This window comes from Ruegeria sp. C6, assembly GCF_056537625.1.
Map to the genome: position 1 here is coordinate 713,146 of NZ_JBQFRW010000002.1, position 22,625 is coordinate 735,770.

22 protein-coding genes are annotated in these 22,625 nt (G+C 58.7%); 9 read left to right on the forward strand and 13 right to left on the reverse strand.

From position 1 onward, the window contains the following. Position 1 precedes the first annotated feature (1 nt). Positions 2-805, reverse strand: a complete 804-nt coding sequence (locus tag ACR0MJ_RS10755; RefSeq protein WP_480735514.1) for a metal ABC transporter ATP-binding protein — start codon at positions 803-805, stop codon at positions 2-4. A 3-nt stretch (positions 806-808) separates the two neighbouring features. Next, positions 809-1,762: a metal ABC transporter solute-binding protein, Zn/Mn family gene (locus ACR0MJ_RS10760; protein WP_170408483.1), complete on the reverse strand. Its 954-nt coding sequence runs from the start codon at positions 1,760-1,762 to the stop codon at positions 809-811. Positions 1,763-1,961: 199 nt separating this feature from the next. Here ACR0MJ_RS10760 and deoC point away from each other — a divergent pair, with 199 nt between their 5' ends. From deoC to ACR0MJ_RS10775, 3 genes are read left to right on the forward strand one after another with little or no spacing between them, the layout of a single operon-like run. After that, on the forward strand, positions 1,962-2,960 hold the full coding sequence (gene deoC, locus ACR0MJ_RS10765) for a deoxyribose-phosphate aldolase (protein WP_480760936.1): 999 nt from the start codon (positions 1,962-1,964) through the stop codon (positions 2,958-2,960). Between the two features lie 10 nt (positions 2,961-2,970). Then, a complete protein-coding gene (locus tag ACR0MJ_RS10770) occupies positions 2,971-5,304 on the forward strand; it encodes an aldehyde dehydrogenase family protein (protein WP_480760937.1) in 2,334 nt (777 codons plus the stop codon). Between the two features lie 25 nt (positions 5,305-5,329). Next, the gene (locus ACR0MJ_RS10775; RefSeq protein ID WP_170737228.1) at positions 5,330-6,145 is read left to right on the forward strand and encodes an SDR family oxidoreductase; all 816 of its coding nucleotides are present in this window, start codon (positions 5,330-5,332) and stop codon (positions 6,143-6,145) included. Positions 6,146-6,213: 68 nt separating this feature from the next. On the opposite strand, the gene ACR0MJ_RS10780 is transcribed toward ACR0MJ_RS10775, so the two are convergent. The 8 genes from ACR0MJ_RS10780 to ACR0MJ_RS10815 all read right to left on the reverse strand — a co-directional run bounded on the left by ACR0MJ_RS10780 (position 6,214) and on the right by ACR0MJ_RS10815 (position 15,133). Beyond that, on the reverse strand, positions 6,214-6,378 hold the full coding sequence (locus ACR0MJ_RS10780) for a hypothetical protein (protein WP_170394635.1): 165 nt from the start codon (positions 6,376-6,378) through the stop codon (positions 6,214-6,216). A gap of 292 nt (positions 6,379-6,670) precedes the next feature. Beyond that, positions 6,671-7,975 (reverse strand): M16 family metallopeptidase, encoded by a 1,305-nt coding sequence (locus ACR0MJ_RS10785; protein ID WP_170613311.1) that lies wholly within the window; start codon positions 7,973-7,975, stop codon positions 6,671-6,673. Further along, a complete protein-coding gene (locus ACR0MJ_RS10790; RefSeq protein WP_480760938.1) occupies positions 7,972-9,312 on the reverse strand; it encodes a M16 family metallopeptidase in 1,341 nt (446 codons plus the stop codon). Before ACR0MJ_RS10790 ends, ACR0MJ_RS10785 begins: the two co-directional genes overlap by 4 nt. Positions 9,313-9,397: 85 nt before the next feature. Next, positions 9,398-9,913, reverse strand: coding sequence for a DUF3035 domain-containing protein (locus ACR0MJ_RS10795; RefSeq protein ID WP_170466572.1), 516 nt, complete (start codon positions 9,911-9,913; stop codon positions 9,398-9,400). Between the two features lie 50 nt (positions 9,914-9,963). Next, positions 9,964-10,434 carry a signal peptidase II gene (gene lspA, locus ACR0MJ_RS10800; protein WP_170566969.1) on the reverse strand — a complete coding sequence of 157 codons (471 nt, stop codon included), beginning with the start codon at positions 10,432-10,434 and terminating at the stop codon, positions 9,964-9,966. Then, positions 10,434-12,023, reverse strand: coding sequence for a bifunctional phosphoribosylaminoimidazolecarboxamide formyltransferase/IMP cyclohydrolase (purH, locus tag ACR0MJ_RS10805; RefSeq protein ID WP_170819212.1), 1,590 nt, complete (start codon positions 12,021-12,023; stop codon positions 10,434-10,436). Before purH ends, lspA begins: the two co-directional genes overlap by 1 nt. Positions 12,024-12,045: 22 nt before the next feature. Further along, positions 12,046-13,785 (reverse strand): heparinase II/III domain-containing protein, encoded by a 1,740-nt coding sequence (locus tag ACR0MJ_RS10810; protein WP_170566965.1) that lies wholly within the window; start codon positions 13,783-13,785, stop codon positions 12,046-12,048. Between the two features lie 88 nt (positions 13,786-13,873). Beyond that, positions 13,874-15,133 carry an RsmB/NOP family class I SAM-dependent RNA methyltransferase gene (locus tag ACR0MJ_RS10815; protein WP_480760941.1) on the reverse strand — a complete coding sequence of 420 codons (1,260 nt, stop codon included), beginning with the start codon at positions 15,131-15,133 and terminating at the stop codon, positions 13,874-13,876. A 90-nt stretch (positions 15,134-15,223) separates the two neighbouring features. Between ACR0MJ_RS10815 and ACR0MJ_RS10820 the strand changes: the two genes are divergently transcribed. Further along, a complete protein-coding gene (locus ACR0MJ_RS10820) occupies positions 15,224-15,406 on the forward strand; it encodes a DUF1674 domain-containing protein (protein WP_170394659.1) in 183 nt (60 codons plus the stop codon). On the opposite strand, the gene ACR0MJ_RS10825 is transcribed toward ACR0MJ_RS10820, so the two are convergent. Continuing rightward, complete coding sequence (locus ACR0MJ_RS10825; RefSeq protein WP_480760943.1) at positions 15,407-16,267, reverse strand: LysR family transcriptional regulator; 861 nt, start codon at positions 16,265-16,267, stop codon at positions 15,407-15,409. A 99-nt stretch (positions 16,268-16,366) separates the two neighbouring features. Here ACR0MJ_RS10825 and tmpA point away from each other — a divergent pair, with 99 nt between their 5' ends. Next, positions 16,367-17,503, forward strand: a complete 1,137-nt coding sequence (tmpA, locus tag ACR0MJ_RS10830) for a 2-trimethylaminoethylphosphonate dioxygenase (protein WP_480760944.1) — start codon at positions 16,367-16,369, stop codon at positions 17,501-17,503. Beyond that, positions 17,500-18,090, forward strand: coding sequence for a (R)-1-hydroxy-2-trimethylaminoethylphosphonate oxygenase (gene tmpB / locus ACR0MJ_RS10835; protein ID WP_170394669.1), 591 nt, complete (start codon positions 17,500-17,502; stop codon positions 18,088-18,090). The genes tmpA and tmpB overlap by 4 nt, the downstream gene beginning before the upstream one ends. A gap of 72 nt (positions 18,091-18,162) precedes the next feature. On the opposite strand, the gene dapB is transcribed toward tmpB, so the two are convergent. Next, on the reverse strand, positions 18,163-18,972 hold the full coding sequence (dapB, locus tag ACR0MJ_RS10840) for a 4-hydroxy-tetrahydrodipicolinate reductase (RefSeq protein WP_170394672.1): 810 nt from the start codon (positions 18,970-18,972) through the stop codon (positions 18,163-18,165). Between the two features lie 90 nt (positions 18,973-19,062). Between dapB and rbfA the strand changes: the two genes are divergently transcribed. Genes rbfA through truB form a run of 3 tightly spaced genes read left to right on the forward strand, consistent with a single transcriptional unit; the run spans position 19,063 to position 21,158 of the window. Then, positions 19,063-19,458 carry a 30S ribosome-binding factor RbfA gene (gene rbfA / locus ACR0MJ_RS10845; RefSeq protein ID WP_170394676.1) on the forward strand — a complete coding sequence of 132 codons (396 nt, stop codon included), beginning with the start codon at positions 19,063-19,065 and terminating at the stop codon, positions 19,456-19,458. 14 nt (positions 19,459-19,472) lie between these two features. Further along, positions 19,473-20,195: a phosphodiester glycosidase family protein gene (locus ACR0MJ_RS10850; RefSeq protein ID WP_480761047.1), complete on the forward strand. Its 723-nt coding sequence runs from the start codon at positions 19,473-19,475 to the stop codon at positions 20,193-20,195. Between the two features lie 54 nt (positions 20,196-20,249). Further along, positions 20,250-21,158, forward strand: coding sequence for a tRNA pseudouridine(55) synthase TruB (gene truB, locus ACR0MJ_RS10855; RefSeq protein ID WP_480760946.1), 909 nt, complete (start codon positions 20,250-20,252; stop codon positions 21,156-21,158). Between the two features lie 7 nt (positions 21,159-21,165). Here truB and ACR0MJ_RS10860 read toward each other — a convergent pair whose 3' ends face one another. Then, on the reverse strand, positions 21,166-22,614 hold the full coding sequence (locus ACR0MJ_RS10860) for a pyridoxal phosphate-dependent decarboxylase family protein (RefSeq protein WP_480760947.1): 1,449 nt from the start codon (positions 22,612-22,614) through the stop codon (positions 21,166-21,168). Between the last annotated feature and the right edge of the window lie 11 nt (positions 22,615-22,625).

A 22,625-nucleotide genomic window follows, 5' to 3' on the forward strand; every position in this document is an offset into this window, starting at 1 on the left:
ATTACCCCAGCGCGCGCGAAATCTGATCGATCTGGGCCGTTGCAAGACGTCCGCCATAAGCGGCTTGCAGCGTTTCAGCGGTAAAGGCCTGTGCAACCGGACCTTCGGCCACTTTGCGGGTGTTTATCAGGAACACATGGTCGAAATAGTCGGTGACCGTGGCCAGATCGTGATGCACTACAACAACGGTCTTGCCAGCCTCTTTCAACGATTTCAGCACGGCGATGATCGCCTTTTCAGTCGCGGCGTCCACGCCTGCAAAAGGTTCGTCCAACAAATACATGTCGGCATCCTGTGCCAAAGCGCGCGCAAGAAAGACCCTCTGTTGCTGACCACCAGAAAGCTGCCCGATCTGACGGTTGGCAAATTCCCGCATCCCGACACGGTGCAGACAGTCCATGGCACGGGCGGTATGGCGGGCACGAACACGACCCAGCAGGCCCAATTGACGCGACAAGCCCATCAGCACCACATCAATCACGCGCGTCGGGAAATCCCAGTCCACGCTGGCGCGCTGTGGTACATAGGCGATGCGTGCCCGCTGGTCCTCGAGCGGCTGACCAAACACGGTCACCTGACCCGACAGTGGAGACACGATCCCCAAAGCAGCCTTTAGCAAGGTTGATTTGCCAGCCCCATTTGGCCCGATAATCGCCGTCATGGCGCCGGGCTGCACCGTCATATCGACCGAGAAAACCGCTGGCTTCTGACCGTACGAGACGGTCAGACCACGAATGGCGAGAGGGCAAAGATCGATGTCCTGCCCGTCGACAGAAACGCCCTGAACTGTTGCGAGTTCAATCATGGTTTAAAACCCCGCCGACAGTTTGCCGTTCATGCCACGTTCGGGAACATCCGCGCCCAGCGCGCCGGCGATAACGGTAATGTTGTGATCAAGCATGCCGATATAAGTACCCTCATATGTGCCCGGCTCGCCCATCGCGTCGGAATAAAGCTCTCCGCCGACGCCCACTTTGTGACCTTCGGCCGAAGCACCCTCGATCAAGGCACGCATGGATCGATCTGAAACGGAACTCTCCACAAACACGGCGTTCAGCTGACGCTCTACCAGAGTTTCGACCAACTCACCGATCCGGTTCAACCCTGCCTCGGATTGGGTCGAGATGCCCTGAATACCCAGCACCTCATAGCCATATTCATCACCGAAATAGCCAAATGCATCATGCGCAGTCACCAGCACGCGGTTGTTTTCGGGAACGGCCGCCAAAACCTGCTTGCCATAGGCGGCCAGCAGATCGATCTCGGCCAGAAAAGCTTGTGCGTTGGCTGCGAACTCATCTGCCGCTTCGGGTCGGGCTTCGGTCAGAGCTTCCTGCACTTCGATCACGACATCGCGCCACAGAACCGGGCTCATCCAGACATGCGGGTCAAATTTGTCAGCGTAGTCGTCATGGGCGCGCAGTTTGGATGTGTCGATGCCATCCGCCACGGCAACCACTGTCCGCTTGCGGCCCAGATCGTCAAAGAAACCTTCCATCTGAGCCTCTAGATAGAGGCCGTGCCACAGCACCAGATCAGCTCGGGTCATCGCAACAATATCGGTGCGGGTCTGGCGATAAGCGTGAGGGTCGACACCGGGTCCCATCAAGCCCTTCACGTCGACCTGTTCACCGCCGACCTGGCGCGCAGCGTCTGCAATCATGCCGGTGGTGGCGACGACTTTCAGCGGCGCTTGAGCGATTGCGGCAACGGGCCACACAAGCACGAGAGCCAATGCCGTAAGTAGCGATCGACGAATCATTTCAGACTCCGAACGGTTATCCTGTTAAGTCAAAATATGAGAACCATTCGCAACTAAGTCAATGCAAATGCGAATTACTCGCAAGAAAACGACTATATTTGTCCATTTGGTCAAAAATTTGCCCCTTACGACGCTGGCACACCTTCCCTTTCGCTGCGACCCATGCGATTTTGACGCGAACCTCCAAAAGGACGGAATAATGGAAACGCAGAGCTCAGAAAGCACCGTGCGCACCCCGCATCTGCCGCAAGTGACCGAGCCCCGGAACCCAGGAATGGATCTGGATCTGGATTGGGTGCGGTCCGTGCAGGCCAACACTTCGGCCATCGAGCGCCGCGCAGCGACGCTGCCCGGTCGGCGGTCAGTGAAAAAAGAATACCAGGCCGCATGGCTGCTCAAAGCGATCACAATGATCGACCTGACCACGCTATCGGGCGATGACACGGTTGGGCGGGTTCGTCGCCTGTGCGCAAAGGCTCGTCAGCCTGTCGCGTCTTCAGTTCTGCAGGCGCTGGACATGCCGCCGATCACAACCGGAGCGGTGTGTGTCTACCATGACATGATCGAAACGGCTGTGGACGCATTGGAAGGCACTGGTATTCCGGTTGCGGCGGTATCCACTGGCTTCCCGGCCGGGCTCTCTCCGTTTCATCTGCGTGTGGCAGAGATCGAAGAAAGCGTGAAGGCCGGAGCCGAGGAGATCGACATCGTCATCTCGCGCCGTCATGTGCTGTCTGGCGACTGGCAGGCCCTGTATGATGAGATGAAGGCCTTCCGCGTCGCCTGCGGCGATGCACATGTCAAAGCCATTTTGGCGACCGGAGAGCTGGGCAGCCTGCGCAACGTCGCCCGTGCCTCGCTGGTGTGCATGATGGCAGGGGCAGACTTCATCAAGACCTCGACCGGCAAAGAAAGCGTCAACGCCACCTTGCCTGTGTCGCTGGTGATGATCCGAGCCATTCGCGACTATTATGACCGCACCGGCTATCGCGTAGGCTACAAGCCTGCGGGTGGGATTTCGAAAGCCAAGGATGCGCTGGTCTATCTGTCGCTGATCAAGGACGAGCTGGGCGACCGCTGGCTGGAGCCGGATCTGTTCCGCTTTGGCGCCTCATCACTGCTGGGCGATATCGAGCGGCAGTTGGAACACTATGTCACCGGCGCTTACTCCGCCGGTTACCGTCACTCCATGGGCTGAGGAAAGTAAAATGACAGTCAAAGAGATTTTCGAGACCATGGACTACGGCCCTGCCCCCGAAAGCGCAGCCGAGGCACTGGCCTGGCTGGTCGATCAGGGCGACAAGTTCGGCCACTACATCGATGGCGCGTTTACCAAACCCGGCAAAGGATTCGACAGCCGCAACCCAGCAACCGGAGAGGTTCTGGCCAAGCTGACACAAGCCAAACAGGCTGACGTGGACGCCGCCGTTTCTGCGGCGCGCAAGGCGCAGCCGAAATGGGAGAAGCTGGGCGGAGCCGGTCGTGCGCGCTACCTCTACGCGATTGCGCGCCTGCTGCAGAAGCACTCGCGTTTGTTTGCTGTGCTCGAAAGCCTCGACAACGGTAAGCCGATCCGAGAATCCCGCGACGTCGACATCCCTCTGGCACAGCGGCATTTCTACTATCACGCGGGCATGGCGCAGTTGATGGAAAGCGAATTGCCCGATGCCGAGGCACTGGGTGTGTGCGGCCAAATCATCCCGTGGAACTTCCCGCTGCTGATGCTGGCGTGGAAGATCGCGCCTGCAATCGCAATGGGCAACACGGTAGTTCTGAAGCCCGCCGAGTACACCTCGCTGACCGCGCTGCTGTTTGCCGACATCTGCTCGCAGGCGGGTCTGCCGAAAGGTGTGGTCAACATCGTAACAGGTGATGGTGCCGTTGGTGAGATGATCGTGTCTTCGGACGTCGACAAAATCGCCTTTACCGGCTCGACCGTCGTGGGCCGTCGCATCCGTGAAGCGACCGCTGGCTCTGGCAAGGAACTGACGTTGGAACTGGGCGGCAAGTCCGCCTACATCGTCTTTGACGACGCCGATATTGATTCAGCGATCGAAGGCTTGGTCGACGCGATCTGGTTCAACCAGGGCCAGGTCTGCTGTGCGGGCTCGCGCCTTCTGGTGCAGGAGGGTATCGCTGATCGCTTCCACGACAAATTGCGTGCCCGTATGGACAAGCTGCGCATCGGCGATCCGCTGGACAAGTGCATCGACGTGGGTGCGGTTGTGGACCCCGTGCAGTTACAGACCATCAAGGGCATGGTCGAAAGCAACACGGTTGGACATGTTCATCAGGCGGCCTGTGAGCTGCCCTCGAATGGCTGCTACTATCCACCAACTTTGATTTCAGGACTCGAAACCTCCGATCCGCTGATGCAGGAAGAAATCTTTGGCCCGGTTCTGGTTTCTTCGACCTTCCGCACCCCGGAAGAAGCGGTCGAGTTGGCCAACAACACCCGCTACGGGCTGGCCGCGACTGTGTGGACCGAGAACGTGAACCTCGCGCTGGATATCGCGCCCAAGCTGGTTGCGGGCGTGGTCTGGGTGAACGCAACTAACCTGTTCGACGCTGCTGCCGGGTTCGGCGGTGTACGCGAAAGCGGCTTTGGCCGTGAAGGCGGTTGGGAAGGGCTGACGGCCTATACCAAGCCCAAAGCCAAGGCCAAACCGCTGACGAAGATTGAGGCGGAAATGGGCGAAGGCGCTCCAGTCGATCCTATTGACCGCACCGCCAAGATGTATGTCGGCGGTAAGCAGGCGCGGCCCGATGGCGGCTATTCGAAACCCGTCTGGGGCAAATCCGGCTTACTTGGCCATGTGGGTCTGGCCAACCGTAAGGACGTGCGCAACGCGGTTGAGGCTGCAGCGGGTGCAAAAGGCTGGTCCAAGACCACCGGCCATCTGCGGGCTCAGATTCTGTATTACATCGGTGAAAACCTCTCGGCACGTGCGGGCGAGTTCGCTGCTCGTATTGATGCGATGACCGGTAAGAAAGACGGCGCGAAAGAGGTTGAGGCCTCGATCCAGCGACTGTTCACCGCCGCCGCCTGGGCGGACAAGTATGATGGTCAAGTACATGGTGTTCCGATCCGGGGCGTCGCCATTGCCATGAAAGAGCCGGTTGGCGTGATCGGCGCCCTGTGTGCGGACGAAACACCCCTGTTGGGTCTAGTTTCGGCCATGGCGCCAGCGATTGCGATGGGCAACCGGGTGGTTCTGGCGGCAAGTGAACCCTACCCGCTGGCAGCAACGGATTTTTACCAGATCCTAGAAACCTCGGACGTGCCCGCCGGTGTGGTCAACATCCTGACCGGCAGCCACGCAGAGCTGGCAAAGCCGCTGGCCTCGCATCTGAACGTGGATGCGGTCTGGTCGTTCTCGTCCACCGATCTGTCTAAAGAGATCGAGGTCGTCTCAGCCGGAAATCTGAAGCGGACTTGGGTCAATAACGCGACGGCATTTGACTGGAGCGTGGACCATTCGCGCCGCTTCCTGCAGGCTGCGACCGAAGTGAAAAACATCTGGGTGCCCTACGGAGAGTAAGGCCCCCGTACCACCGGAGGCCTAAATGGATTTTTCAGGTAAGACCGTCATCGTCATTGGTGGCACCAGCGGTATCAATCGCGGCATTGCCGAGGCCTTTGCGGCCTCGGGTGCTAATCTGGCTGTCGCCAGCCGGTCGCAGGAAAAGGTCGATGATACCGTGGCTGCGTTGAAAGCAGCAGGCGCATCCGACGCCATCGGCGCGGCGTTCGACGTTCGCAATCCAGAGGCCGTAGCCGAAGGCCTTAAGCAATTCCACGACGCTTTTGGAGATTTCGATGTCCTGATTTCTGGTGCTGCCGGCAACTTCCCAGCGCTGGCATCTGAAATGTCGGTCAATGCATTCAAGGCGGTCATAGATATCGATCTGATGGGCACGATCCACGTCATGAAAGGGGCCTACCCCTATCTCAAACGTCCCGGTGCCAGCATTATCAACATTTCGGCCCCGCAATCCTATCTGCCTTACGAAGGGCAGGCCCATGTTTGCGCCGCCAAGGCGGGCGTTGATCAGATCACCCGAACCCTTTCAATGGAATGGGGCGTCGAAGGGATTCGCGTGAATTCGGTCGTTCCGGGTTTTATCGAAGGAACCGAAGGCGCAAAACGGCTGGCCCCTACCGAAAACGCCCATGAAGAGCTGCGTCGGGACGTCCCGCTGGGTCGCTGGGGTCAGCCCCAGGATGTGGCAAATGCCTGCCTATTCCTTAGCTCTGATATGGCGAGCTATATCAGCGGAACAGTCATGGCCGTTGACGGGGCTTTGTATCAGCGCGGCTCGGGCAAGTTTGGCCAGATGATGGGTCAGATGCTGCGCGCAGCGAAAAAGGGCCAAGCTTAGGTTAGAACACAGGAATCCGATTGGTGGCAAACTTTTAGTCGCTGGGCTTTATTTCCAACCCACCAAATTCAAGAGCTTCTGAAATAGATACCCGCTGCTACCAAAAGCGATGTCAGCGTACCGGCCACCACGTAAAGTGCGAAAGCGCTGAGCAGAGATTGACCGACAATCAAAGCGGCAGCAAAGGTTAACAACCCTGCAAGTATTCCCAATCCCATTATCGCAACTATCATGGTGCCGCTATCCGTCCCAAGCCTCGTCTCAGGAGATGTTGATCTTCTGAACCCCATCTCCGTTCCCGACTAACATAGAATTCTCGACATTTCTGGCCAAAGTATGGCCAAGGCGAGTTAACGATTACTTAAGGCGGAGAATTGCCGATCCTCTGTCTGGCGCTGCGCCTTGCAAGAGGTCACAAACTCATTGTTTTCGCCAGTGGTTCGCATCACCCACTGCCGTCAATTCCAAGAAAAATTATTCAATAACAACGAATAATTCTGTTCGGCAGCGGGTAGATGGACGACGTCAGCCGTCCACCCCTTCCGGTTTGCCGACGATGGTGAAATGCAGACCCTCGGGGTCCAGCAGTTCAGACGCCACCCGGTTCACATCCTCCAAGGTCACTGCATTCACCTTGTCGTTGCGAGTCGCAATGTAGTCGATAGGCAAATCTTCCATCTGCATCCCGACCATGATTCCGGCAATCTGGCCATTGCCGTCAAAACGCAGCGGATAGGCCCCGGTCAAATAGGTCTTGGCGTCATCCAATTCTTTCTGCGTCACACCTTCCGCAGCCGCGCGCGCCCATTCCTGTCGGATCACCTCGACCGCTTCGGCGATACGATCATTGGCAGATGAGACCGAGCCCAGATACACCGACGCCAGATCCTTGGGCACCAGATAGGTCGCCACGCCGTAGGTCAGGCCACGTTTCTCACGCACTTCCTGCATCAGGCGACTTTCGAATCCGCCGCCGCCCAGAATATGATTCAGGATATAGGCCGCAAAGAAATCGGGATCATCGCGATCAATGCCACTTTGCCCGAACAGGGCGACGGATTGCGGAGTGTTGAAGTCCACTACGCTGACACCGCCGTCAATGGTGACCTTCGCCTTGTCTGGAATGGGTTTTCCGGTTGCTGGCAGATCCAACAGCAATTCGTCCAACAGTACCCCCAGCTCTTCTGCCGTGATGTCGCCAACAGCCCCGACGTACAGTCTGTCCTTGGCAAAGACATTGTCGTAGGCAGCGACGATGTCGTCGCGGGTCAGGCTTGAAACGCTTTCAATCGTACCTTTACCGTCCGACGCATAAGGATGATCCCCATATGCCATTTCAGCAAAGCTGCGTCCGGCAATATCGCTTGGATCAGTCTGGTCGGACTTCAGACCCGAAATCACCTGAGCGCGCACCCGATCGATCGCATCCTCATCGAAACGCGGTTCATGAATTGTGGTCTGCAGCAAATCAATCACTTCATCCCGGTTCTCAGTCAGGAACCGCGCCGAAATGGAGACCGTATCATCTGTTGCCCTGTAGCTGAAGGACGCAGCCAGAGATTCAAGTTCGCGTGCATAGGTGCGGGCATCCATGTCGCCGGCGCCTTCCTCAATCAGGCCGCTCATCAGATAGACCGCGCCGCGTTTATCGGGATCATCCAGCGACGTTCCTCCACGAAACCGCAGTTCCAGCGCAGTGAAGGGGATCGAATGATCTTGGACCAGCCAAGCCGTAATACCACCGGGCGAGGTTACCTCTTTGATCTTAATCTCGGCCCAGGCGGGAAGGGCAATGATCAGCGCAATTAGCGTTGCGGCAAACCGTTTCATTGTGTCACCTCATCGTCACGCATCAGCCAGCCAGTGACCGAGGTTTCAGGTTGCAGCACTTCACGGGCAGCCGCGATGATCTCGTCACCCGTCACAGCCTGCAGGATGTCGGGCCAAGCCTGCACATCCTCGACCGTCAACCCGCTGGTCAACGCACGACCATAGCGGTTTCCAATACCGTCCACGTTATCGCGCGCATAGGTCTGCGCGGCGCGGAGCTGCATCTTAATGCGCTCCAGGTCTTCATCCTTGACACCTTCCGCGATGAAATCCGCAACGGCCTGATCCATGGCATCCTCCGCATCCTGAAGCGAAACGCCCTCAGCCGGCACAACGATCAGATCAAAGGTCGTGTCATCCAATGAGACCCCCTTGTAGAACGCACCGGTATAGACCACCTTCTGCTGCTCAAATTGCAGCTTTTCATTCAGATATGAGGTTGTGCTTCCTCCCAGCAATTCCGCCAAAAGGAACAGGGCAGCGGCCTTCTCCTGCTCACCGGCGTCCCGTTCAGGGGCCAGATAGCTGCGCTGCACGTAGGGTTGTGCGACACGCGCATCCTTGAAGGTCAGGCGACGTTCGGCAGTCTGGGGTGGTTCTTGCGAGCGTACCCGCTCGGGCAAATCAGGGTTGGCTGGGATAACACCGTAGTACTGATCGGCCAACGCCTTGACTTCGTCCGGGTCAACATCTCCGGTGACGACCAATATGGCGTTATTGGGTGCATAATGGGTCTGGTAGAAGGACAGGGCGTCGTCCATATCCAACGCCTCCATCTCGTGGCGCCAGCCGATAATCGGCGCTCCGTAACGGTGGTTCAAATATTGCGCTGCATTCATCTGTTCTCCGAACAGAGCGCGTGGATTGTTTTCGGTCCGCTGATTACGCTCTTCCAGAACCACATCGCGTTCGGTGGTGATATCATTCTCAGTCAGGCGGATGTTGCGCATGCGATCTGCCTCCATCCGCATCATCAGTTCCAACCGGTCAGCGGCGACACGCTGAAAATAGGCGGTGTAGTCGTAAGAAGTGAAAGCGTTGTCATTGCCGCCATTGGCCGCGACAGTGGCTGACAACTCGCCCGCTTCCATTGTGTCGGTGGCTTTGAACAGCAGATGTTCCAGGAAATGTGCAACGCCAGAGGATCCGATCGGTTCATCGGCGGATCCGGCCCGGTACCAGACCATATGCTGCACAACAGGAGCGCGATGATCCTCGACCACTACGACGTCCATGCCGTTTTCCAGGGTAAATGTGGTGACAGCCTCTTGCCCCTCTTTCGCGAACAAGGGGGTGGCGGCGATCAGGGCAGCCGACAATGCCAGGGCCCGAACCATGGGGCATCCTCCGTTTCATTTCTGATATTCAAACTACGGTGGTGCCGCCGGGGTTCAAGGCCAATGACGGAAAGTTAAGAAGAATTCATTCCAGCGGCGGGGCCGACGGCGTTTCGATCCCACGACGACGCGCCGCTTCATTGGTCGCATTCGCATCGATTGACTGACGTTCATAGACCTGCGAGTACCGATCAACCGGGAACAGGCGCAGGCGGGTCCAGCGACCGCGATTTTTACGGAAAGCCGCATCCTCTTCGGCCGTTACCTGACGCGTATTGGCAGGAACGCCATATCTGCTTGAGGCCGTCACCAGCGCGGCATCGCTGGCCGGTATTGCGGTATTCGGGTTCAGCGCTGCCTCACTACCACCCAGCGCCACAACGGCATCCGCTTTGGGGTTAGGATCGGTCAGGTTTGCACCGCCGGGGGTCGGCGCTGGAAGAAAGGCGTAGTCCTTGGGCTGGGTCAGCGGCTTGACGGGCAATACCGAAAATTCATCCGGCCCCGCTCCGGGCGGATCAAGATTGCGCAAACCAATATCGGAACAGCCCGCAACGACAACGGCGAGTGTCAGAACAAGAATGGCGCGTGGCATACGCATCAGTGTCTCCAGCCAGTTTCAGGCGCTTTTATCGCATATCGTCCGGCAGGTCACGAGGGCTTTTTGCCATCGAACAGGACCAATCCCAAAGCTCCCGCAAATATGAACACATCCGCCAGATTGAACACAAAAGGGTTGCTGATCCCGCAGCAGGACATGTTCAAAAAGTCCAGAACATAGCCGTAAAGCACCCGGTCCACGACATTTCCCAGCGCCCCGCCGATCAGAAGACCGCCGCAGAATTGTTGAAGCTTCGTAGGAGCGATGCGGCCCAGCCAGATCAGGACGCCCAGGCAGATCGCCACGGAAACCCCGATCAACACCCAGCGGGCGGCCTCACCGTCGCCCTGAAATAGGCCAAAATTGATGCCGCGATTCTCGCCGTATCTGAAAACCAGAAGCGGTGGCAGCACGTCGATATCGCCCTGCGCTACGCGCATTACGTGAACGACCAGATACTTACTGATCTGGTCGATCAAAAACGCCGCCAATCCGGCCCATAGGATGAACGAACCGCGCATCAGTGACGGAAATGCCGCATGCCGGTGAAGACCATTGCCAGACCGGCCTCATCCGCCGCCGCGATCACTTCATCATCACGCATCGAACCGCCGGGCTGAATAACGCATGTCGCGCCTGCCTCGGCGGCCTCCATAAGCCCATCGGGGAAGGGGAAGAATGCATCAGAAGCTACGGCCGAACCGATGGTCAGCGGCTGTGGCAAGCCCAGCGCATCAGCCATACGCGCTGCTTTCTTTGCCGCGATCAGTGCCGAGTCAACGCGGCTCATCTGCCCCGCGCCGACACCCACGGTCGCGCCGTCTTTGACATAGACGATGGCGTTGGATTTGACATGTTTCGCCACTTTCCACGCGAACAGCAGGTCGCGCATCTGTTCCTCAGATGGTGCTTTTTTGGTGACCACCTTCAAGTCATCCATACCAACAAAGCCGTTATCCTTGTCCTGCACCAGCAGGCCACCGGCCACCTGTCGCACAGTTTTACCACCGGCGGTCACATCCGGTAGAGCTTCGGTCGTCAGCAGGCGCAGGTTCTTCTTGGCGGCGAAGATCGCCTTGGCCTCGTCTGACGCCCCCGGAGCGATCACAACCTCGGTGAAAATCCCCGTGATCTCCTGCGCGGTTTCCGCGTCCAGCGGTTGATTCAACGCCACGATACCGCCGAATGCCGACGTCCTGTCGCAGTCGAACGCGGCTTTATAGGCCTCAAGCAACGTCGCACCTTTCGCTACACCACACGGATTGGCATGCTTGATAATCGCACAAGCTGCCCCTTCGGCCGGGTCGAACTCGGCCACCAGCTCAAAGGCGGCATCGGTATCGTTGATGTTGTTATAGCTCAGTTCCTTGCCCTGATGCTGTACCGCCGTCGCCACGCCCGGACGACCCGAGCCATCTACATAGAACGCTGCCGACTGGTGGCTATTCTCGCCATAGCGCAGGGTCTGTTTCAGCTCACCGGCAAAGGCGCGGCGTTTGGGGGCCTCAAGCTCCAGCGCATCGGCCATCCAGTTGGACACGGCTGTGTCATAGGCGGCAGTGCGGGCATAGGCCTTTTGCGCCAGCCACTGACGGAAGCCCAGAGAAGTCTTACCGTAATTCTCTTCCAGCTGATCCAGCAGCGACGAGTAATCTTCGACATCCACAACCACGTTTACAAAGGCATGGTTCTTGGATGCCGCCCGGATCATGGCTGGGCCGCCGATATCGATGTTCTCGATACACTCATCATAGGCAGCGCCCTTGGCCACGGTCGCTTCAAATGGGTAGAGATTTACCACAAGCAGGTCGATTGCGCCGATACCATGTTCGTTCATCGCGGCGACATGGGTGTCATTATCGCGCAGAGCCAGCAGCCCGCCATGGACCATCGGGTGCAGCGTTTTGACCCGGCCATCCATCATCTCGGGGAAGCCGGTGATCTCGCTGACATCTTTCACCTCCAACCCCGCATCGCGTAGCGCCTTCGCGGTACCGCCGGTCGAAAGCAGTTCAACCCCGCGTTCGGCCAACGCCGTTCCCAGCTCGATCAGCCCGGTTTTGTCGGAAACGGAAAGCAACGCGCGGCGCACGGGGTGAAGGTCGGTCATGGGTCCAAAGGTCCTTTTGGCGTCAGTCGAAAACGGGCTCGTCCCGGTGCGTATCCCGCACGGCATAGGCTGTATCCTGAGCCTTGCTGAGCGTCCACCGGATGCGCGTCGCATACTCCATTGCGCGCCCAGATAGAACGATCTGTTTTGTCGCGCGTGGCTTTAATCGGCCTTTTTCAAGGTAAACGCTTGGTTCAACTGACAACTTTCCAACGCCATCATGGCGGAAAACCCAGATCTCACCGCTCTTGAGCGCCATCGACACCGCAGCGCCACCCAGATCAAGTGCCGCATCAACGTCAGGATGCAGGTGAAACCGGATGTCAAAGGCTATCCCCTGCAGACCTGCCCCGTCCATCGCGCGATCGAACTGCCTTTTGGCTTTGTCGGTTGCGGTCAGCAGAATATCCTCGCCCACCAGCTCACGCCCGTCAAAGCGCAGTTCAAGCGTGCGGGCATGGGTCAGGCCAAACACTTTGGCATAGCCGTCATGACCCACCATGAAGCGGGTGCCTTCGAAGGCATCCTCGAAATCCACGGGCACATCCTGCGGGCCATCCACCAATGCCTCTTGCGACGACCCATTTGCGCCTTCTGCAAGCCGGGCGCTGGAATACCCTTCGACGCATAGGGTCGAATGCGACGGGGTCGCGCGCCCTGCCCTGCGCCATTCCTGCCCAAAACTGCCGCCTGATCCACAGTTCACGATCAGAGGACGGCGCCCCGAGGTCAGCTCAAACGCAAGCGAGGATGCGTGGGCGTTGAACGACGCAGCACCTTTGGGAGGCGCGCTGGCATCCACCAGAACCGTGGTTCTGGAGGCGGCCAATCGTGCATAACCCATTGACAGGTCCGAATGCTGCTGCGGCTTGACACCGCTTTGTGCCAGTGCCTGATCCAGCCGCCCTTCAAGCCCACGCCCGCCCCCGTGAAATCTGGCCAGAGATCCATCTGCATGACGCAGATTTCGCAGAGTAGGTGCAATGCGCTTGATCGCCCCGGTCTGAGAGGCAGGCGTGCCTCGGCCAACTTCACCAAGTGCAGCAGAGGTCCAGGCCAGCAGAGTGAAGACCTCCAGCAATTCTTCCGGATTGCGGGTGAGAATGCCGCCCTCGGCATCGATCTGGCGGTCGCATTCCCGGGCCAGTGCGCGCAATGCGGGATCAGCCAGTTGCTCCAGCCCCTCCAGGGCCAAACCAGCCTGAACCAGCCCTGCGAGCGCTTCGAATCTCGGCAATCCTGGTGTTGCTGCTGTCCAGCGTTTGGAAAGAAACCATGTTTGTTGTGCCAAGGAGCGGAAGAAAGCTCTGCTTTGCGCCTCATCAGCGCCGCGTAGCAGAAATTGCGCGTGGTTGATCCAGCGCATCACCCGACGCCCGGTCAGGTCCGGCGCCCAGCCGGGTCCCTTCCCGCGCCCATGTGCGGTGATCCAGCCCCAGACCCATCGCTGCGCCTTTTCACGGGCGCGCATATCGCCGACGGCTGCCAGATCATCCAGCCAGATGAAACCGTGGCGTTCATCATCAAAATCCGGACTGGGCGCAGCAACATCCCATAGATCGGTGTCATCCGCCTCGACTAGATATCCAGCGAAAAGGAGATTCCCGGCCACCAGTTGTCGCCCGCGTGCAAACGAACCCACGGTGCGCGGCTCAGGCTGGCTGACGAATCCCGAAACCGCCTTCCGCCTTTGGCTCAGGCGCGCGTAAAGGCGGTTCTGAAACCGCATCCAGCGATTGGCCATTGTGTCCGATTCTGACATGACGCTTGCGACTCTGCCCCTTGCGCTCTGCGGGCGCTTGAACACACGATAGACCGGTCCGCGCGTCAAGTCATCGAAAAGCGTCGCCTCAAGCGGATTTGTTCAGACAGGCGATATAGAACCCGTCCATGCCACCCTTGTCCGCCCAGAAATCCGGGCGCAGACGCAAGCCACCTTCTTCTGTAATCCAGTCCGGCTCAACGCCCGCAATCTCAAGCGCCGCACGGTCAATCTGCATATCCGGGTATTGATCCAGCGCCTCTTCGATCTGCACCTCTCCTTCGTCCGGCAACAAGGAACAGGTGCAATATAGCAATCGGCCTTCGGGTTTGAGCAGGGTCCAGGCATGGGCCAGCATCCGGGCCTGTAGCTCGATCAATCCCCCGAATTCCGAGCCATCCTTGGCGAAGGGTAAATCAGGATGGCGGCGAATCGTGCCCGTGGCCGAACACGGCGCGTCGAGCAGGATGGCATCATACTGGCCCCGATGGTCCAGCGCATCACCAGCGATCACCTTAGCCTTCAAACCTGTCCGTTTCAGGTTCTCGCGCACCCGCTCCAACCGTGTTTCAGAGATATCCAGCGCCGTGACCTCTGCCCCTACCACAGCCAATTGCAACGTCTTGCCACCGGGCGCGGCGCAAAGGTCCAACACCTTTTCCCCGGCTTTCGGGGCCAGCACGCGCACAGGCAGCGCCGCTGCCGCATCCTGAACCCACCAGTTTCCACGCTTGTAGCCCGGCAAAGCCGACACCTGCCCCGCATCCTGCAAACGGACTGAGCCGGTGGGCAGGGCTTTTCCGCCCGGCGCCTCGGCGCCCGGTTTCAGCGTCACGTCCAGCGGTGCACCATTGAAATGGGCCTGTTCCATACCCTTTACTGCGTCATCGCCCCACGCCATGATCAGAGGATCGCGCAGCCAGTCGGGCAGACGGGGCACGCGCATCTTGGGCCAAGCATCCGGTCCATCGGCGGCAATCTTGCGCAAGACTGCATTCACCAACCCCTTGAGCCGCCCATGCTTGCGCGAGCGTCCCACGATCTCGACCATCGAATTGACCACGCCATGCGCGGCCTCGCCCTGACACAACTCGACCGTTCCAAGCCGCAGCGCGTTATGCACCGTTAGCGCCGGTGTCTGCCGCAAGTGATCGGCCAACAGCCGGTCGGCACGCTCAAGCCCGCGTAGGGTTTCAATCGTCAGACGCTGCGCGCGCGCGCGATCCTCGGGTACCAGACGATCCAATGCGCCGGCCGCCAGACATTCAGGTAACAGCCGCCCCTCGCCCAATATCTGATCCAGCAGATAGATTGCACTGCGCCGCGCGGCGGTTGCAGAGTTTGACATGATGCTGAGTGCCTCTCGTGACCTTTGCCGCATTGCCTTGGGCGGACGAGGGCGTATATCAAGGCCCTGAACAGAAAGGAACCCGATGTCATGAGTGACGAGCGCAAAGACCTGCCCCCCGCCGCTCAGCGCGCATTGGCCGAGGCTGAGGAACGTCGCAAAAAGGCCGAAGCGGAAGCCAAGGCGCAGCCCAAGGAACTGGGTGGGCGCGACGGTCCCGATCCGGCCCGCTATGGCGATTGGGAGAAAAAGGGCATCGCCATCGACTTCTGATCAGGCCGCGCCCCGAAGCGCCTGCAGAAAGTCGTCTATCAACGCTCTTTGCCGTTTCGACCTTGCCCGATCCTCGGGCCAGGTCAGCCAATAGCCATCCTTTGTCCGAAGCTCGGGCATATCCAATCTGTGTAACTGACCAGTCTTTAAGCCGCCCGAAGCCAACGGTAGTGAACCCAACGCGATCCCCATGCCCTGACGCGCGGCCGTGATCGCGTGACCTACCGAGTCAAAACTGATCCGACCAGCCGGTAATTCATCAACCCCCGCTACCTGCGCCCAGTCCTTCCAACCCGGGCGTTCTCCGCGCAAATCAATCAGCGGCGCACCCCACTTGATGCCAGATGCGGCCATCGGTGCCAGAACTTCAGGCGCAATTAGCTTTGCCTTTCGTCCAGGCCAAACGCCTCTGCCATAGCGGATCTGCAGCCAGGTACGCTCTTCCTCCAGTGAGGCTCGGCGCGCCATCGAATCTGTCATTACACGCACATTTGGCTGCGCCTCAAGGAACGTGGGCAAGGCTGGCAGAACCAGCGCGTGGATATGCGACGAAAGTCCCGCGACCCGAAGCTCGCGCGGAGTTTTGCCGAACAGATCCTCGGTATTGCGTTCCAGTGCTTGCAGGCTGTCCTGCACCAATGGCAGATAGCTTTCGCCTTCGATGGTCAGCGAAACACCGCGGGCTTCGCGCACAAACAATGACCGGCCCAGCCACGCCTCAAGATTGCCTATCCGTTGACTGACCGCCGCCTGCGTCAAACCAAATTCGCGCGCAGCAGCAGAAAAACCACCCAGCCGCCCGGCGGCTTCGAACACACGCAGCCAGTCCAATGGAGGTAGTCCGATCTTCTTCTTATCCATAAGATTTTCCAAGTCTCAGAGGCAACAAGGTTTAATTGTAGTAATGTCACGAAGCGCATATCTCCTCAAGCAAAGTCCGCGCCGAATAGGAGAGACCCCATGCTGCGCTCAGCTACTTTCGACCCTTCCATGGTCACCGTCGCATTTTCCGATGGTACCCAGGCCAGATTTCACGCCATTTGGCTGCGCGACAATGCGCTGGACCCCGAGACCCGCGCCCCCGGCAACGGGCAGCGCCTGATCACAATCGGCGATATCCCCTCCGATATCTCGGTCAGCGCTGCCGATATCCGAAATGGCAATCTGAGCGTGACGTTCCAGCCCGAAAACAAATCCGTGATGTTCCCTGCCGATTGGCTGGCCGATCACGTTTATGACCGCGAACAGGCGCAAGAAGTTGGCCGCACCGCATCCGGCGTCATCACATGGGAGCGTGGTATCAGCGCCCCCAGCGGTGACTGGGAAAGGGTGCACACCGACCCGGAGGCCAAGCGCAGCTGGCTGGCCGCCGTCGCGGAGTACGGCTTTGCCAAGCTGACAGGTGGCCCGACCGAGCCCGAATCGCTGCTGAAAGTGGCCGATCTGTTCGGCTATGTGCGCCAGACAAATTATGGCCCCTATTTCGAGGTTCGGACCGAGGTGAACCCGACCAACCTCGCCTATACCGGGTTGGGGTTGCAGGCCCATACCGACAACCCTTATCGCGACCCGGTACCGACACTGCAAATCCTCTACTGCCTTGAGAACTCGGCCGAAGGCGGCGATTCCATCGTTGTCGATGGTTTCCGCGCGGCTGAGCGTCTGCGCGATCTGAACCCCGAGGGCTTCGCCTTGCTTGCAGGCTATCCGGCACGGTTCGAGTATAAAGGTTCGGACGGGGTCTGTTTGCGGTCACGTCGCCCGATGATCGAGCTTTCCCCCGATGGCGAGTTGATCGGCATTCGCTTCAACAACCGCTCGTCTGCGCCGTTCGTGGATGTACCCTTTGACAAGATGGAAGCCTACTATGCAGCCTATCGCCAGCTGGGTGAGATCATTGACGATCCCGCTATGGGCGTGTCTTTCAAGCTGGAACCGGGCGAAAGTTTCATCGTCGACAACACTCGCGTAATGCATGCACGGCTGGGCTATTCCGGGGCCGGGTCTCGCTGGTTGCAGGGATGCTATGCTGACAAGGATGGGCTGCTTTCGACACTGGCCGCCATGCAGATGACACAACCGGAGGCGGCGGAATGAAACCCGATTTCTCGACCTTAAACCGGGACAATATCGTGGCCTTTATCGGTGACATCTTCGATCGTCGGGGGGGTGAGGAATATCTGGGGGAACCCGTCACCATGGCCCAGCACATGCTGCAGGGTGCCACGATTGCGGAACAGAACGGACAGTCTGAAGAAATCATCGTCGGTGCGCTGTTGCACGACATTGGCCATTTTACTTCAGAATTCGGCACTTACCATCCGGACGATACCGAGGACCGATATCATGAAGATGCAGGTGCAGAGGTGTTGGAGCAGTTCTTTCCGTCGGTCATCACCGATTGCTGCCGGTATCACGTTGCAGCCAAGCGGTATCTCTGCGCCACCAAGCCGGAGTATTTCAATCGCCTGTCCGAAGCCTCGGTCCATACGCTGGAACTGCAGGGTGGTCCGATGAGTGGCAAGGAGATAGCCGAGTTCGAGGCAAATCCGAACCTGAAAGAGATCATTCAGGTCCGTTATCTGGACGAAGCGGGAAAACGCGCTGATATGGAGACCCCGGATTTCGCCCATTTCGCACCGATGGTACAACGGATGGTCGACCGGCACATTCAGGCAAGCTGAGACAGCTTTCATCTGCCCGATCGATAGAGCCAAGAAAATTCGTCGAATTTTCTTGGCTCTTGATCCTAAAGCCTACAGCCCCAGAACATCCACCATGTCATACTGGCCCGGTGCCTTGCCTTGACCCCACAACGCGGCTTTGAGCGCCCCACGGGCAAAGATCGCACGGTCAGTAGCTAGATGGCGCAACACGATACGCTCACCGGGTGCCGCGAACAGGACATCGTGTTCGCCGACAATGTCTCCGCCACGAATCGCGTGGAAGCCGATATCGCCGCGTTTTCGCGCACCGGTAATACCGTCGCGGCCCCGATCGGCCACATCCGCCAACTTGACACCGCGCCCTTCTGCGGCAGCTTCGCCCAGCATCAAAGCCGTGCCTGAAGGCGCATCGACCTTGTGATGGTGATGCCCCTCGATGACCTCGATATCGAAATCCTCATCCAGCGCGGCGGCAACCTTTTTGGTGAGCTGCACCAACAGATTGACCCCAAGGCTCATATTCCCGGCCCGCACAATCACGGCATGGCGCGCGGCAGGTTCCAAAGCTGCGATCTGTTCATCCGTCATTCCGGTGGTGCCAATCACGTGAACGCACCGCGCTTGTGCTGCCAGCGCGGCAAACTCGAGCGTCGCCTCGGGCGCCGTAAAGTCGATAACAGCCTGCGCCTGCGCAAATGCCTCCAGCGGATCGTCAGTGACGGTAACACCGAGCGCCTGCCCGCCCATTGCCTGACCCACATCCTGACCGATCCAGTCATGACCCTTACGCTCGACCACACCAACCAGACGCGCCTGATCGCTCTCAGACACGGTCTTGATCAGCATCTGCCCCATACGGCCCGAAGCCCCTGTGATGACGATCCCCGGAATATGGGTCATTGCGCTGGTCCTTTCTAAAGTCGGCTCAAAGCCTCCTACCCGGTTCGCGCCCGCTTGGCAAAGCCCCGCTTTGGGCTTAGATCGGGGGGCATGGCAAAGAACAAATTCCACGATGGCCCCGGCCCTTCCCAACGACAGCTGCGCGTCGGCGAACTGATCCGCCGCACCCTGTCCGAGGTTCTGGCGCGCGGAGATGTCCACGACCCCGACCTGAACCGTATGTCGATCACCGTGGGTGAGGTGCGCACCTCGCCCGATCTGAAGATCGCCACCGCCTATGTGCTGCCCCTGGGCGGCAAGGGGCAGGAAGACGTGATTGACCTGCTGGCCCGCAACAAGGGCGAGCTGCGGCGCGTAATCGGCAAGAAGCTGAACCTAAAATTCTCGCCCGATCTGCGGTTCCGTCTGGATGACACGTTTGATCGACTGGACGACACCCGCCGTATGTTTAATCAGGACGCGGTACGCCGCGATCTGGACGAGTGATCCGTACCCTTGTCATGCTGTGTGCTGTCCTTTGGGCCGCGCAAGTCTCTGCAGTCACCTGCGAGAAGCTGACTCATGAGGACAAGCGATATACGGTTTGCGAGGTGGATACCTCGGAAGATTTGCGCCTGTTTCTGAACGATGAAAATGGCGATCTGTTGGGTCATTTCTCTTCGGTGAATGAGGCGTTGGAGCCTCAGGGGAAAAGGCTCGTCTTTGCGATGAATGCGGGCATGTACCATGACGACCGCTCGCCCGTCGGCCACTATGTCGAAGAAGGGCAAGAGCAGATGCGCGTGATACCGAATGCCGGACCCGGCAATTTCGGCCTGCTGCCCAACGGTGTGTTCTGCATCCGTGAAAACCGTGCCGATGTGTTCGAGACTTTGGATTTCGTCGATCAGGCACCGCAGTGCCGCTTTGCGACACAATCGGGCCCCATGCTGGTGATCAACGGAGAGTTACACCCTCGCTTTCTGCCGGATTCAACCTCGCGCTACACCCGAAACGGGGTGGGCACCAGCGCCGATGGCACGCGTGCGGTGTTTGCGATCTCGGACGATTACGTCACTTTCTTTGAATTTGGCAGCCTATTCCGCGATGTATTAAAAACACCGAATGCGCTGTTTCTAGATGGCAACATTTCCCGCATGTATGATCGCGCCAGCAACCGGTCGGATATCGGGTTTTCGCTGGGACCCATCGTGGGTGTCGTCGAGGACGTTCCGGCAAATTGACAGCATCGAAACGATCCGCTAACTCGCGCGCCTCAGCAAGACTCAAGGTGTAGAATGGGACGCAAACGCAAGGGCCGCGACATTTCCGGTTGGCTGGTGGTGGACAAGCCCGCTGGCATGACTTCGACCGCGGTGGTCAACAAGGTGCGTTGGGCGATGGACGCCAAGAAAGCCGGCCATGCGGGCACGCTGGACCCCGAGGCGACCGGCGTTCTGGCCGTTGCGCTGGGTGAGGCAACCAAGACCGTCCCCTACATCACCGATGCGCTGAAGGCCTACACCTTCACCGTGCGGCTGGGGCAGGCCACCAACACCGATGATGCCGAGGGCGAAGTCATCGCTGAAAGCATTGCGCGCCCCTCGGATGAGGATATCAAACAAGCGCTCGGCCCGTTTCTGGGCGATATCAAACAGGTGCCGCCCAAGTTCTCGGCCGTGAAAATTGACGGTCAACGCGCCTATAAGCTGGCCCGAGATGGCGAGGATGTAGAACTGACCGCCCGCCCTCTTTGGGTAGAGGAACTGGTGCTGATCGACCGCCCCGACGAAGACCACGTCGTGCTGGAGATGACCTGTGGCAAAGGTGGCTATGTCCGTTCCATTGCGCGTGATCTGGGCGAAGCGCTCGGCTGCCACGGCCACGTGAAAAAACTGCGCCGCATCTGGTCCGGCCCGTTTGAGGCCGCGGATGGCCTGACCATCGAACAGATCGACGAGATGGCCAAAACCACCGCTCTGGATGATTATCTGCATCCGCTGGAAACCGGCTTGTCGGACCTACCCGAGCTGAAATGCACCTCTGAAGGAGCCACCCGTCTGCGGAATGGCAATCCGGGCATGGTGCTCGCCTCTGACGTGGAATACGGCGACGAGGCCTGGGCCTCGCTGGATGGCAAGGCCGTGGCCGTAGGAATTTACAAGTCGGGCGAATTGTACCCAAGCCGCGTCTTTGCCGCCAACTGATGACTGTTCAGGCGGCGATACGCAATTTGTGACCCAGTCGAAGTATCTCGGACACCAGTAGATCCAGATCCTGCTTTTGCGTGCGGTGATTGTTGACCGCCACCCGTAGGCAATGCGCTCCCTGAACCGTTGTATCCGATAAAACCGCTGTGCCTTCCTCTTGCAGGCACAACATGATTTCGCTGTTAATCGCACGCAGAGTTTCGGGGCTGAGACCGCCCGGGTCATAGCGGAAACAAACGATGTTTATGTTGGTGGGGAACATCAAGGTGAGGTCATCCTCTGCCTCGATCAGCGAAGTCAGATAACGCGCCTTTTCGATATCCTGATCAATGAGCCTGCCGAATTTCTGAACGCCGTGCTCCTTCAAGGACATCCAGACCTTGAGCGCTCGAAACCCACGCGAAGTCTGAATGCCGTAATCGTGCAAAAACGCCGCCCCGGCGACGCCTCGGGATTGCGGTTCCAGGTATTCCGGGGTCAGAGTAAATGTCGCGTGGTGGGCATCATGGCTTCGCACCAACGCGCAACCCACTTCGAAAGGCGCATGTAACCATTTGTGTGGGTCGAGCGCGACGGAATCCGCGCTTTCGATGCCGGACACGCGCCAACTGTTATCATGGGCGATTGCAATTAACGCACCGATACAGCCGTCAACATGAAACCACAGGCCTTCCTCGCGGCAGAAATCGGCAATCGCCGACAAGTCGTCGATGGCGCCTGTGTTCACGGTTCCGGCGGTGGCAATCACACAAGCGGGGTTAAGGCCGTCTGCGCGATCCTGCGCGACCATGCCGGCAAGCGCTTCAAGATCCATCGTCAAATCGTCTTGCGTAGGAATGCGCCGCAGCGCCTTGTTGCCCAGACCCAGTGTTTCGAGCGACTTTTGGTGACAACTGTGCATCTGATCCGATCCGTAATACCGCATCGGCTTATCCATGGCGGCGATGCCCTCTTCGCGCATGTCGATCCCGGATTTGACGTTGCGGGCCACCGTCAGCCCGATCAAGTTTGCCACGCTGCCGCCGCTGACCAATGTCCCACTGGCCCCTTCCGGCAGACCGATCATCTCGCGTAGCCAGTCGACGACTTGTCGGTCGATCAGGGCTGCCGCATGATTCCCACCCCCTAGGTTCGATCCCTGAACTGCGGCCAGAAAATCCGCCATCGCGCCTGTGAAATTGCTTGCGCCCATGTACCAGCCCCAAAACCGGGGATGAATATTGCCCATCGGATACTGCATGACCTGAGACTGGACATCATCCATCAAATCATCCAGCGGCATACCCTGCTGAGGCGCGGGCGTTTCAAACCCGTTGCGTATGGCAGTCGGCATATCTTTCCAAATCGACCGATCACGCACATCACGCGTATGATCCAACGCCATATCCAACATCTCATGCGCTAATTTGCGGGTCTCCTCCCAATCCGCCGGATCCAATGTTTCGAATGTCATGTCTTCCCCCA

Coding starts and splice junctions, on each gene's coding strand:
- ACR0MJ_RS10755 (WP_480735514.1), bottom strand. CDS start 805: ATGATTGAACTCGCAACAGTTCAGGGCGTTTCTGTCGACGGGCAGGAC.
- dapB (WP_170394672.1), bottom strand. CDS start 18,972: ATGACCCATATTCCGGGGATCGTCATCACAGGGGCTTCGGGCCGTATG.
- lspA (WP_170566969.1), bottom strand. CDS start 10,434: ATGCGCGGTTCGTTCATCCTATGGGCCGGATTGGCGGCGTTTTTGATC.
- purH (WP_170819212.1), bottom strand. CDS start 12,023: ATGACCGACCTTCACCCCGTGCGCCGCGCGTTGCTTTCCGTTTCCGAC.
- ACR0MJ_RS10795 (WP_170466572.1), bottom strand. CDS start 9,913: ATGCGTATGCCACGCGCCATTCTTGTTCTGACACTCGCCGTTGTCGTT.
- ACR0MJ_RS10810 (WP_170566965.1), bottom strand. CDS start 13,785: ATGTCAGAATCGGACACAATGGCCAATCGCTGGATGCGGTTTCAGAAC.
- ACR0MJ_RS10850 (WP_480761047.1), top strand. CDS start 19,473: ATGCTGTGTGCTGTCCTTTGGGCCGCGCAAGTCTCTGCAGTCACCTGC.
- ACR0MJ_RS10760 (WP_170408483.1), bottom strand. CDS start 1,762: ATGATTCGTCGATCGCTACTTACGGCATTGGCTCTCGTGCTTGTGTGG.
- ACR0MJ_RS10825 (WP_480760943.1), bottom strand. CDS start 16,267: ATGGATAAGAAGAAGATCGGACTACCTCCATTGGACTGGCTGCGTGTG.
- ACR0MJ_RS10815 (WP_480760941.1), bottom strand. CDS start 15,133: ATGTCAAACTCTGCAACCGCCGCGCGGCGCAGTGCAATCTATCTGCTG.
- tmpA (WP_480760944.1), top strand. CDS start 16,367: ATGCTGCGCTCAGCTACTTTCGACCCTTCCATGGTCACCGTCGCATTT.
- ACR0MJ_RS10860 (WP_480760947.1), bottom strand. CDS start 22,614: ATGACATTCGAAACATTGGATCCGGCGGATTGGGAGGAGACCCGCAAA.
- ACR0MJ_RS10780 (WP_170394635.1), bottom strand. CDS start 6,378: ATGATAGTTGCGATAATGGGATTGGGAATACTTGCAGGGTTGTTAACC.
- rbfA (WP_170394676.1), top strand. CDS start 19,063: ATGGCAAAGAACAAATTCCACGATGGCCCCGGCCCTTCCCAACGACAG.
- ACR0MJ_RS10770 (WP_480760937.1), top strand. CDS start 2,971: ATGACAGTCAAAGAGATTTTCGAGACCATGGACTACGGCCCTGCCCCC.
- ACR0MJ_RS10775 (WP_170737228.1), top strand. CDS start 5,330: ATGGATTTTTCAGGTAAGACCGTCATCGTCATTGGTGGCACCAGCGGT.
- truB (WP_480760946.1), top strand. CDS start 20,250: ATGGGACGCAAACGCAAGGGCCGCGACATTTCCGGTTGGCTGGTGGTG.
- ACR0MJ_RS10790 (WP_480760938.1), bottom strand. CDS start 9,312: ATGGTTCGGGCCCTGGCATTGTCGGCTGCCCTGATCGCCGCCACCCCC.
- deoC (WP_480760936.1), top strand. CDS start 1,962: ATGGAAACGCAGAGCTCAGAAAGCACCGTGCGCACCCCGCATCTGCCG.
- tmpB (WP_170394669.1), top strand. CDS start 17,500: ATGAAACCCGATTTCTCGACCTTAAACCGGGACAATATCGTGGCCTTT.
- ACR0MJ_RS10820 (WP_170394659.1), top strand. CDS start 15,224: ATGAGTGACGAGCGCAAAGACCTGCCCCCCGCCGCTCAGCGCGCATTG.
- ACR0MJ_RS10785 (WP_170613311.1), bottom strand. CDS start 7,975: ATGAAACGGTTTGCCGCAACGCTAATTGCGCTGATCATTGCCCTTCCC.